Annotated in this window: 8 protein-coding genes and 1 tRNA gene; 7 read left to right on the top strand and 2 right to left on the bottom strand. The window is 55.6% G+C overall.

Going from position 1 to position 11,525, the window contains the following annotated elements; all coding sequences use genetic code 11:
• Positions 1–4: 4 nt before the first annotated feature.
• The 3 genes from DSM117340_RS07355 to DSM117340_RS07345 are packed head-to-tail and all read left to right on the top strand — an operon-like array spanning position 5 to position 2,328.
• Entirely contained in the window at positions 5–502 is a 498-nt protein-coding gene (locus DSM117340_RS07355) for a YIP1 family protein (RefSeq protein WP_089891673.1), read from the top strand.
• Positions 492–1,115, top strand: coding sequence for a YIP1 family protein (locus tag DSM117340_RS07350; protein ID WP_089891002.1), 624 nt, complete (start codon positions 492–494; stop codon positions 1,113–1,115). Before DSM117340_RS07355 ends, DSM117340_RS07350 begins: the two co-directional genes overlap by 11 nt.
• Complete coding sequence (locus DSM117340_RS07345) at positions 1,108–2,328, top strand: cysteine desulfurase (RefSeq protein WP_089891005.1); 1,221 nt, start codon at positions 1,108–1,110, stop codon at positions 2,326–2,328. Before DSM117340_RS07350 ends, DSM117340_RS07345 begins: the two co-directional genes overlap by 8 nt.
• Here DSM117340_RS07345 and DSM117340_RS07340 read toward each other — a convergent pair.
• On the bottom strand, positions 2,325–3,824 hold the full coding sequence (locus tag DSM117340_RS07340; RefSeq protein ID WP_089891676.1) for a fused MFS/spermidine synthase: 1,500 nt from the start codon (positions 3,822–3,824) through the stop codon (positions 2,325–2,327). The two genes, DSM117340_RS07345 and DSM117340_RS07340, sit on opposite strands and share 4 nt — an antisense overlap.
• Positions 3,825–3,910: 86 nt before the next feature.
• Between DSM117340_RS07340 and DSM117340_RS07335 the strand changes: the two genes are divergently transcribed.
• Positions 3,911–3,987, top strand: a tRNA-Arg gene (locus tag DSM117340_RS07335).
• 137 nt (positions 3,988–4,124) lie between these two features.
• On the opposite strand, the gene acnA is transcribed toward DSM117340_RS07335, so the two are convergent.
• Positions 4,125–6,806, bottom strand: a complete 2,682-nt coding sequence (gene acnA / locus DSM117340_RS07330; protein ID WP_354690027.1) for an aconitate hydratase AcnA — start codon at positions 6,804–6,806, stop codon at positions 4,125–4,127.
• A gap of 315 nt (positions 6,807–7,121) precedes the next feature.
• Between acnA and DSM117340_RS07325 the strand changes: the two genes are divergently transcribed.
• The 3 genes from DSM117340_RS07325 to DSM117340_RS07315 all read left to right on the top strand — a co-directional run bounded on the left by DSM117340_RS07325 (position 7,122) and on the right by DSM117340_RS07315 (position 11,524).
• Complete coding sequence (locus DSM117340_RS07325) at positions 7,122–9,914, top strand: bifunctional aconitate hydratase 2/2-methylisocitrate dehydratase (protein WP_089891007.1); 2,793 nt, start codon at positions 7,122–7,124, stop codon at positions 9,912–9,914.
• 108 nt (positions 9,915–10,022) lie between these two features.
• Positions 10,023–11,219: a 23S rRNA (adenine(2503)-C(2))-methyltransferase RlmN gene (gene rlmN / locus DSM117340_RS07320; RefSeq protein ID WP_089891011.1), complete on the top strand. Its 1,197-nt coding sequence runs from the start codon at positions 10,023–10,025 to the stop codon at positions 11,217–11,219.
• A gap of 125 nt (positions 11,220–11,344) precedes the next feature.
• Positions 11,345–11,524 (top strand): hypothetical protein, encoded by a 180-nt coding sequence (locus DSM117340_RS07315; RefSeq protein WP_089891014.1) that lies wholly within the window; start codon positions 11,345–11,347, stop codon positions 11,522–11,524.
• The last annotated feature ends 1 nt before the right edge of the window (position 11,525 follow it).

Below are 11,525 nucleotides of genomic sequence, written 5' to 3'. Positions count from 1 at the left end.
TCCTATGTCTGTTGTGATGGACATTGTCGCCACATACCGTGGACCTGCGCAGGTTTTGCGCAGGTTTGCGGCGGCGGGGCAGCGAGAAGACCGCGCCATTGCCATTTTGATGGCGGGCTGTGCTGTCGTTTTTGTTAGCTCTTGGCCTGCTGCGGCGCGGGAGGCACATCTCACAGGGCAGGACATTGGTATGCTGATGGGGGGCGCGCTGTTTGCGTGGCTCTTTATCATGCCGCTTGTGCTGTATGGGCTGGCGTTTCTTGTTTGGGGTGGTTTTCGGGTGCTGCGCAGCAAGGCTGAGCCTTGGGCGCTGCGGCTTGCGCTCTTTTGGGCGTTGTTGGCGGCCTCGCCGCTGATGCTTTTGCACGGGCTTGTGCGCGGTTTTATTGGCGAAAGCACTCCACAAATGATCGTTGGAGCACTTTGGTTCGTAGTGTTTATGTGGTTTTGGATCAGCGGCAGCCGTGCGGCTGCAAAGGAAAGTGCCTCTCATGGTGATTAAAGAGCTTGTGATGCGCACGCTGACGCAGCCTGCGGGCGCTGCGGCGGAGCTTATGGAGCTTGGCCTAAAGCGGGATGTGCTCTGGCTTGGGCTGATCCTTGCTGCGGTGCTCAATGCGTTGTTTTTCTCGGTGAGTTTTCACGCCGCCCCGCCGATGCCTTTGGAAGGCATGAGTGCAGAAGAGGCGGCCCAGCTTGAGTTTATGCTCGGCTTTTTTGGTAGCCCTGTTCGAGTTGCGCTTGTTTTGGGTGTTTCGCTCGTGATGTCTGTCTTTGCCTTTTTCTTGGCAGGCAAGTTTCTGGGCGGGCAGGGCAGTCTGACAGACGTTCTTGTTGTGGTCACGTGGTGGCAGTTTGTCGGGCTTGGTATGAGCGTTGTGATTATGGCTGTGGGGGCGCTGTCAGTGATGCTGGCCTCGATGATGTCGATGGTGGGCAATGTCTGGCTTTTGTTTGCTCTGATTGGCTTGCTGACAGGCGCACACCGCTTTGAGACGATGTTTAAAGGTATTGGCACCGTTGCGCTTTCGCTTTTTCTGATGGCCGTGGGCCTGATGATCATCCTTACCCTTATCGGCTTTGGACTGCCGCCTGTGGAGGCCAGCAATGTATGATGTAAATACGATCCGTGCGGATTTCCCGATCCTTTCACGTGAGGTGAACGGCAAGCCTTTGGTCTATTTAGACAATGGTGCTTCGGCGCAGAAGCCGCAGGTTGTGATTGACGCAATCACGCGCGGCTATGCTGAAGAATATGCCAATGTTCATCGTGGGTTGCATTACCTTAGCAATATTTCGACTGAGCGGTATGAAGCCGTTCGCGGGATCATTGCGCGCTTTATCGGCGCGGGTTCGGAGAACGAGATTATCCTCAACTCGGGCACAACCGAGGGCATCAATATGGTGTCTTATGCGTGGGCTGCGCCGCGCATGGAAGCGGGAGACGAGATTGTTCTGTCGGTGATGGAGCATCATGCGAATATCGTGCCTTGGCATTTTTTACGCGAGCGTCAGGGCGTCAGCCTCAAGTGGGTTGATGTGGACGCTACCGGCGCTTTGGATGCGGATAAGGTGATTGCTGCCATCGGCCCGAAGACTAAGCTGATTGCGATCACGCAGCTGTCGAATGTGCTGGGCACCCATGTGGATGTGAAGCGTATTTGTGACGCGGCGCGTGCCAAGGGCGTGGCTGTACTGGTGGATGGCTCGCAGGGAGCGGTCCATGCGCCTGTGAATGTCGCCGAGATGGGCTGTGATTTCTATGCCATCACGGGCCACAAGCTTTATGGGCCATCAGGCTCTGGCGCGATTTATGTGAAGAAAGAGCGCATGGACGAGATGCGCCCCTTTATGGGCGGCGGGGATATGATCCGCGATGTGAGTAAGGAAGTGATTACTTACAACACGGGGCCGATGAAGTTTGAAGCTGGCACGCCGGGTATTGTCCAAACGATCGGGCTTGGGGCAGCGCTTGAGTATCTCATGGAGCTGGGCATGGACAACGTTGCGGCGCATGAGGCCGAGCTTGCGAAATACGCACGCGAAAAGCTGACAGGGCTGAACTGGCTTGGCTTGCAAGGCACAACGCCTGACAAGGCGGCGATCTTCAGCTTTACGATGGAAGGCGCGGCTCATGCGCATGATATCTCCACGATCCTTGATAAAAAGGGCGTCGCCGTGCGCGCGGGACATCACTGTGCGCAGCCGTTGATGCAGCATATGGGTGTCAACGCGACCTGCCGTGCGAGCTTTGGGCTCTATAACACCAAGGATGAGGTGGATGTGCTCGTGGATGCGCTGGAGCTGGCGCATAACCTTCTGGGCTAATCTGCGCGCAGGCCCATCAGACGATCAATCGGGGCGAAGTCATCTGTGAGGATGAGGCTGTCACGGGCTTTTAGGCTGGCAACCATCGTATCTGACAAAGCGCCGAAGCGCGCGGCGTCTGGTGCGCGGGTGATAAAGCTGCTCTCTGGTGTCGCGGCATTGCCAGCGGCGATGATAAAGACCATGCGCTCGCCTTTGACGGGCTGGCGCTGCTCGACCCAGACTTCCAGCACGGGAAAGACCGTCTCAAGCGTGCGCAGCATCGCGCCGAGTGTTTGCAGGTTGTCCTCATAATCCACCACATTCATCAGGTAGCTGCCCTCAGGCGTGAGCCTTGCGCGCACAAGCTCAAAGAACTCCTGTGTGATCAGGTGCTGAGGGACGGCGATATCTGTGAAGGCGTCGCCGATGATGATGTCATATTGGTCCGGGTCGCGGGCGAGGGCAACGCGCGCGTCGACGTGAAGAACATGCGCAGAAGCGGGGTCAAACCAGAAGTCACGTACGGCGATATTTGTGACCTCTGGATCCACCTCCGCCACGGTGATAGGCCCATGACCTTTGCGGGCTGCTATGGCGCGCGGCATAGAGAAGCTGCCCCCGCCGATGAAGAAGCTGCTGAAATCTTGGCGCGGTGCGCGCAGTTCGGTGAGGGCGTCCAGCATGGCGGCGTGGTCGGTATACATGAGTGTTGGATCATTGGCCGAGCTGGTCCCGTGCACGAGGTGATCGAGCACCATCATGCGTATAGGGTCATCTTTTGTTTCAGAGACGTCTATGGAGCGGATGCAAAAATATTTGCTTTCGGTGTCACAAGGGCTTGGTGTGGCCAAGGCGTAGCCAGCAAAGGCGAGGCTGATGAGGCTGGCGAGGAGCGCTGCACGCGGCAGGCGACCTGCGAGCCAGAACGACAAGAGCGCCATGGCCACATAGACCAGCGCGACGAGCGCTAATGTGAGCGTGGAGCCGAGATAGGAGATGAAGACAAAGCCTGCGAGCAATGTACCAGCTATGGCGCCGATGGCGCCTGCGGCGAAGAGCGCGCCAAGCGCGCGGCCCGAATCCGGCGCTGTGCTGGCTCCGATCTGGGCAAGCACTGGGGCTGGTACGCCAGCGAAGAGAGATGGCAGAAAGAACGCGCCGGTGCAAAGAGCTATAATTGCGCCGAGCGGGTGGGACACAGCGCTCATGACGGGGCCTGCAATGCCTTGCAGCACGACCACGGCGAGCCCTGTGCTGAGCGCGGCGGCAATGAGCACCCAGCCTGTTTGCCTGAGGGCAGTTTCTTGTGGCTTGGAGGCCATGAGTCCGCCCCACCAATGGCCAACCGAAAAGCCTGCGAGCACCACGGCGATGACTGCTGTCCATGTGTAGAGCGACATGCCAACGTAGGGCGCAAGCATGCGGCCTGCGACGATCTCGACGACGAGCGAGGCCGCGGAGACGACCGTTTGCAAAAAGACAAGGAGCCATAGCGGCGGGATGCGTGTGTTCATAAGTGGTATTTTTGGTAAGATGCATGTCTTGTCTAGTGATTTTCGCGATTGCGGGGCGCGACATGGGAAGTTATAGAGCCTTTGATGCACCCGTAGCTCAGCTGGATAGAGCGCTGCCCTCCGAAGGCAGAGGCCAGAGGTTCGAATCCTCTCGGGTGCACCACTTCACAGATACACCTACGAGATGCGCTTTTGGTCAGCTGGGTTTGCCCGACTGTGTCGCCGCTTGGGCGAGAGGGCTTTGCCCCCTCGTACTCCTCCCAGGATATTTATTGAAATAGGAGGGGGCATGAGTGCTCGTTACTGCGCGAGGTTTCGTAAGACATAGGGCAGAACACCACCGTGTTCGACGTATTCGATCTCGATTGCGGTATCGATACGGCACTTGAGGAGGATTTCTTTGATGCTGCCGTCTGCCCGTGTGATCTGGCAAGGCACCTCCTGCAACGGTTTCAGCGTGTTCAGGCCTGAGATCGAGACTGTTTCGTGACCTGTGAGGCCTAGGGTTTTGCGGCTGTCGCTTCTTGTGAACTCAAACGGGATTACGCCCATGCCGACAAGATTACTTCGGTGGATACGCTCGAAGTTTTCTGCGATCACGGCTTTGACACCAAGAAGGGCAGTGCCTTTTGCGGCCCAATCACGGCTTGAGCCTGCGCCGTATTGCTCCCCCCCGAAGATGACCAGCGGTGTTCCAGTGTCTTGATAGGCCATGGCGGCGTCAAAAATCGAGGCTTGAGTGCCGTCAGGGCCAAGCGTGTAGCCGCCTTCGACATCGTCGAGCATCTCGTTTTTGATGCGAATGTTTGCGAAGGTGCCACGCATCATGACTTCGTGGTTGCCGCGGCGCGCGCCGTAGGAGTTGAATTCACGCGGGGGCACGCCGTGGCCTGTAAGATATTGCCCTGCAGGTGTCGTTTCCTTGAAGCTGCCAGCGGGGGAGATGTGGTCGGTTGTGACCATATCGCCGAGGACGGCGAGCACCTTTGCGTTTTCGATATTCTGGATTGTGCCGGGCGTTTTAGACATGTCTTTGAAGTAGGGCGGATTTTGCACATAGGTTGAGGCTGATGGCCAATCATAGGTTTCGCCTGTCGATGTCTTTACAGCCTGCCATTTCTCGTCGCCCTTGAAGACGGCAGCGTATTTTTCCTGAAAGGCGGCGCGTGTGACTGTCTTTTCAACCAGTGCGGCGATTTCTTCGGTGCTTGGCCAGAGGTCTTTTAGGTATACATCTTTGCCGTCAGCTGTCTGCGTGATCGGGTCTTTTGAGATGTCGATGTCCATCGTGCCTGCAAGCGCATAGACGACCACGAGAGGCGGAGAGGCGAGGTAATTGGCGCGCACATCAGGAGAGATACGGCCCTCAAAGTTGCGGTTGCCCGAGAGGACGGAGGTGGCGACAAGGTCGCCTTCTGCGATGGCCTGAGAGATCTCGGGTTGTAGGGGGCCAGAGTTGCCAATGCAGGTGGTGCAGCCATAGCCGATCAGATTGAAGCCGATTTTGTCCAGTTCTTCTTGCAGCCCCGCTGCCTCAAGATAGGCTGAGACGACTTGTGAGCCGGGCGCGAGCGATGTTTTGACCCATGGTTTGCGCGTGATCCCCAAGGCTGCCGCCTTTTTGGCGACAAGGCCTGCGCCAATCATAACATAGGGGTTTGAGGTATTGGTGCAGGAGGTGATCGACGCGATCACAACATCGCCCGAGGAGAGCGTGTAGTCTTCGCCCTTTACGGTTATGTCCTTGTTTAAAGGGCGTTTGAACGTCTCTTCCATCTCGCGGCGGAAGGCTGATCTGGCATCTGTGAGCGCCACGAGATCTTGCGGGCGTTTGGGGCCAGAAATGGCGGGGACGACCTCACTCATGTCAAGGTGGAGCGTGTCTGTGTAGACGGGGGCATAATCGGCGCCGCGCCAGAAGCCATTTTCCTTGGCATAGGCTTCAACAAGATTGACACGGGTTTCATCGCGGCCTGTGCCGCGCAGGTAGCGCAGGGTTTCGTCATCAATGGGGAAAAAGCCGCAGGTAGCGCCGTATTCAGGCGCCATGTTGGCGATTGTGGCACGGTCCGCGAGCGGCAGGCGGTCAAGCCCTTCGCCGTAAAACTCGACGAATTTGCCGACGACCCCTTTTTCACGCAGCATTGCGACGACTTTGAGCACAAGGTCTGTTGCGGTTGTGCCTTCGCTCATTTGGCCTGTGAGTTTGAAGCCGACGACCTCAGGGATGAGCATAGAGATCGGTTGACCAAGCATAGCGGCCTCGGCCTCGATCCCGCCAACGCCCCAGCCAAGAACAGCGAGGCCGTTGACCATGGTGGTGTGGCTGTCGGTTCCCACGAGCGTATCGGGGTAGGCAACTTCTGCGCCGTTTTGGTCTGTGTCGGTCCAGATTGTTTGGGAGAGATATTCCAGATTGACCTGATGGCAGATGCCAGTTCCGGGTGGAACAACGCGGAAATTGTCGAAAGCACTTTGGCCCCATTTGAGGAATTGGTAGCGCTCCATGTTGCGTTCATATTCGCGGTCCACGTTCATCTGGAAGGCGCGTGGATTGCCAAATTCGTCAATCATCACGGAGTGATCAATCACGAGATCGACGGGGGCCAATGGGTTGATCTGCTGGGCGTCACCGCCGAGCGCCTTGATGCCATCACGCATGGCCGCAAGATCAACCACTGCGGGGACGCCTGTGAAATCTTGCATCAGCACGCGGGCTGCACGATAGGCTATTTCACGCGTGCTTTTGCCGCCATTTTGCACCCAGTCGCCAAAGGCTTTGATATCATCAAGTGTGACGGTCTTGCCGTCTTCAAAGCGCAACATGTTTTCAAGGACGACTTTGAGCGCGGCGGGCAGGCGGGAGAAAGCGCCCAAGCCACGTGCCTCTGCCTCGGGTATCGAGTAGTATGCGAGGGATGTGTCCTTGAGTGTGAGGGTCTTGCGGGCTCTTGCGCTGTCTTGGCCGACTGTGATGGGCATGGGAACCTCCGAAATTGTGACGCTGTGAACTGATGATCGTGAAAGGCGCGGCAATGCGCGACGAGGTCTTCGTTAAAAATGTAACGCTGATCTGAGAAAAAGGAAGGGGCGGGGTGCCAGAACCGCATCAAAGGGCTGTTATTCGCCTTTAAGGGCGCGTGAAAACTCTCTAAATTGCCATCAAATTTCGCAGCAAACTCTTGCTCTTTTGACAGCATTGGTATACCGCTGCATACAAATAGCGCTTGTTGGGTTGGGAACTTTGTTTTCAGGCCTGCGAGTCCGTCCCGCCAAAACTTATCCACGAGGTTTAAGATGAGCTTGTACACTGACTACCTGACCGAGATTGAAGCGCGCAAAGAGCAAGGGCTGCACCCTAAGCCGATTGATGATGCGGCGCTTGTGAGCGAGCTGATTGCGCAGATCAAAGACACAGGCCATGGAGAGCGTGATAGCTCGCTGAACTTTCTGATTTATAACACGCTGCCTGGCACAACGAGTGCGGCGGGCGTCAAGGCTGCGTTTCTGAAAGAGGTTATCCTTGGGCAGGTTGTGCTTGCCGAGATTACGCCGACATTTGCCTTTGAGCTGCTCTCACACATGAAGGGTGGCCCTTCTATTGGTGTTTTGCTGGATATCGCACTTGGCGACGATGCAGCGCTCGCCACGCAAGCGGCAGATGTTTTGAAAACACAAGTCTTCCTCTATGAGGCCGACACCGCCCGTATTGAAGCGGCTTATAAGGCAGGGAATGCTGTCGCAGCGGACCTTCTGGAAAGCTACGCGAAAGCAGAGTTCTTCACCAAGCTGCCCGAAGTGCAGGAAGAGACCAAAGTGGTGACGTTCATCGCGGGCGAGGGTGATATCTCGACAGACCTTCTTTCACCGGGCAATCAGGCACACTCGCGCGCGGATCGTGAGCTTCATGGCCAGTGCTTTATTTCAAAGGCGGCACAGGACGAGATCGAAGCGCTTAAAGCGGCACACCCTGACAAGCAGGTCATGATTATCGCTGAAAAAGGCACGATGGGTGTTGGCTCCTCGCGTATGTCGGGCGTGAACAATGTCGCGCTTTGGGCGGGTAAGCCTGCGAGCCCCTATGTGCCTTTCGTGAACTATGCGCCGATTGTCGCGGGCACGAATGGTATTTCACCGATCTTCCTCACAACCGTTGGTGTGACCGGCGGCATTGGTCTTGATCTCAAAAACTGGGTCAAGAAAACGGGCCCTGACGGCAAGCCTATTTTGAACAACGATGGCGAGCCAATCCTTGAGCAGGTCTATTCTGTTGAGACTGGCACGGTCCTGACGATCAACAGCAAGACGAAAAAGCTCTATAATGATGCCGGCGATTCAGAGCTTGTCTCACTTGAAAGCTCGTTTACGCCACAAAAAATGGAATTCATGAAGGCGGGTGGCTCTTATGCGATCGTCTTTGGGAAAAAGCTGCAAACATTTGCTGCCGAAACGCTGGGCGTTGAGATGCCGCTTGTTTTTGCGCCGTCAAAAGAGATCCACAACGACGGCCAAGGCCTTACCGCTGTTGAAAAGATCTTCAACCGCAATGCTGTTGGTGTGAAAACAGACAAGCCGCTTCATGCGGGCTCTGATGTGCGGGTGAAAGTGAATATCGTTGGGTCACAAGACACCACGGGCCTGATGACAAGCCAAGAGCTTGAAGCGATGGCGGCGACTGTTTTGTCTCCCTCCGTGGACGGTGCCTATCAGTCTGGTTGTCACACGGCCTCTGTTTGGGACTTGAAGGCGCAGGCGAACACGCCACGCTTGATGAAGTTTATGAACGACTTCGGCCTTGTGACGGCGCGCGATCCGAAAGATCAGTATCACGCGATGACAGACGTTATTCACAAGGTTCTCAATGATATCACTGTGGATGACCGCGCGATCATCATTGGCGGGGACAGCCACACACGGATGTCCAAGGGCGTGGCCTTTGGAGCGGACTCGGGCACTGTTGCGCTTGCGCTGGCGACGGGCGAGGCAACAATGCCGATCCCTGAGTCTGTGAAAGTGACCTTCAAGGGTAAGATGCAAGAGCATATGGACTTCCGCGATGTTGTGCATGCCACGCAGGCGCAGATGCTCCAGCAGCATGGTGACAACGTCTTCCAAGGCCGTATCATCGAGGTTCACATCGGCACGCTTCTGGCGGACCAAGCCTTTACCTTTACCGACTGGACAGCCGAGATGAAGGCGAAGGCCTCTATCTGTATCTCAAATGACGAGACGCTGGTGGAAAGCCTTGAGATTGCCAAGAGCCGTATCAAGATCATGATTGAAAAGGGTATGGAGCATGAAAACGGGATGCTTCAGAACCTTGTCGACATTGCGGACAAGCGTATTGCAGAGATCAAATCTGGTGAAGTTCCTGCTCTGACGCCTGACGACAACGCCAAGTATTTTGCGGAAGTTGTTGTCGATCTGAGTGTGATTGACGAGCCGATGATTGCAGACCCTGATGTAAACAACATCGATGTTTCAAAGCGCTACACGCACGATACGATCCGCCCGATCTCTTACTATAAGGCAGAGAAAAAGGTCGATCTCGGGTTTGTCGGCTCCTGCATGGTGCATAAAGGCGATATCAAGATTGTCGCTCAGATGCTGCGCAATCTGGAAGCGACGAATGGTAAGGTCGAGTTTAAGGCGCCTCTTGTTGTGGCGGCTCCGACTTACAATATCATCGACGAGCTTAAGGAAGAGGGCGACTGGGAAATCCTGCAGCGCTATTCTGATTTTGAGTTTGATGACTTTGCACCGAAGAGCAAAGCGCGCACCGAGTATGAGAACGTGCTCTATCTTGAGCGGCCAGGCTGTAACCTCTGCATGGGCAACCAAGAAAAGGCCGCCAAGGGCGATACTGTGCTGGCAACCTCGACACGCCTTTTCCAAGGCCGTGTTGTGGAAGACAGCAACGAGAAGAAGGGCGAGAGCCTTTTGGCCTCGACGCCTGTTGTGGTGCTTGCTGCCATTCTGGGCCGCACCCCGACTGTGGAAGAGTACAAAGCCGCTGTTGAAGGAATCGACCTTACGAAGTTTGCACCGCCCCAGCAGGTTCCGCTGGGGGCCAACTCGGCTCATTTCTAAAGACAGCAGTCATTTAGCAAATAGCCCCTTCCTGCCAAACTGGCGGGGAGGGGTTTTGCTTTGGCGCGCGAATGCTATATGAGAGCCTAAGCCAAGCGGACAGGACCTATGACAAACGACACAACCATCACGCCAGACATGCTCACCGTACCGCGCAAAATACCTGAGTATGATGCGGGGCGGGTCAATATTGTTGGGCTTACGCGCGAGGCGCTCAAAGCCGAGCTTGCGCGTATTGGCACACCTGAAAAGCAGCTCAAGATGCGCCTCAACCAAGTTTGGCAGTGGGTCTACCAATGGGGCAAGCGCGACTTTAACGTGATGACCAACCTCTCAAAGGCGTTTCGGGCCGAGCTTGAGGCGAATTTTGTGATTGAGGTGCCTGAAGTTGTCACGAAGCAAGTGTCAGACGATGGCACGCGCAAATACCTTGTCAAAATTGCGGGCGGTCATGAAGTCGAGGTGGTTTATATCCCTGAGACGAACCGTGGGACGCTGTGTATTAGCTCGCAAGTGGGCTGCACCCTGACTTGCACCTTCTGTCACACGGGCACACAGAAGCTCGTGCGCAATCTGACGGCTGGTGAAATCATCGGGCAGGTTATGGTTGCGCGGGACGATCTTGATGAATGGCCAGAGCCGGGCGCGAGTACGGCGGACGCGCCGCCAAGATTGCTCTCCAACATTGTTTTGATGGGAATGGGCGAGCCGCTTTACAACTTCAACAATGTGCGCGATGCGATGAAAATCGCTATGGACGGCGAGGGGATTGCTCTCTCGCGCCGTCGCATTACGCTTTCGACCTCTGGGGTTGTGCCCGAGATCGCCAAGACGGCGGAAGAGATCGGTTGTCTCTTGGCCGTGAGCTTTCATGCGACCACGGATGAGGTACGCGATGTGCTTGTGCCGATCAACAAGCGCTGGAACATCGAGACACTGCTTCAAACGCTGCGCGAGTATCCCAAGCTCTCAAATTCCGAGCGGATCACCTTTGAGTATGTGATGCTGAAGGATGTGAACGATTCTGAGGAGGATGCGCGCCGTCTGGTGAAGTTGATCAAAGGCATTCCTGCGAAGATCAATCTCATTCCATTTAACGAGTGGCCTGGCTCTGCCTATCAGCGCTCGGATCGCAAGCAGATCGAAGCCTTTGCAGAGATTGTTTACAAGGCGGGATATTCATCTCCAATTCGTCGCCCGCGCGGTGAGGATATTATGGCGGCCTGTGGACAGCTTAAGTCTGCGACTGAGCGTGAACGTAAGTCTCGCCGCCAAATTGAGGCAGAAGCAGGGCTTGGCGGCTGATCTGCCTTAATATTACCTTCACATTCGTTAAAATTCCTCTTTTTGGCTAAACCTGTGCCACAGGCTCCTACAATGCTGATTTTGTAAACAGTGTGTTTTTACAAAAAAGGTAAAGGAGCAAGACAATGATGAATGATATCGAAACCATCCGTGACGTTGTGATGCGCGAGCGCAAAATGGCTGTGTCTGATCGTGAGTGGAAGCACCGTCTGCGCGGATATGGCTATGCGATCCGTGATACGGATAAAGGCGCCTACGTAACATCGCTTTTGCGCGGAAATGATCTTTGCGCTTTGATGGGCTGAG

The organism is Lentibacter algarum, from assembly GCF_040580765.1.
In the GTDB taxonomy this organism is placed as follows: Bacteria; Pseudomonadota; Alphaproteobacteria; order Rhodobacterales; family Rhodobacteraceae; genus Lentibacter; species Lentibacter algarum.
This window is presented reverse-complemented; position numbering and strand designations above follow the sequence as displayed.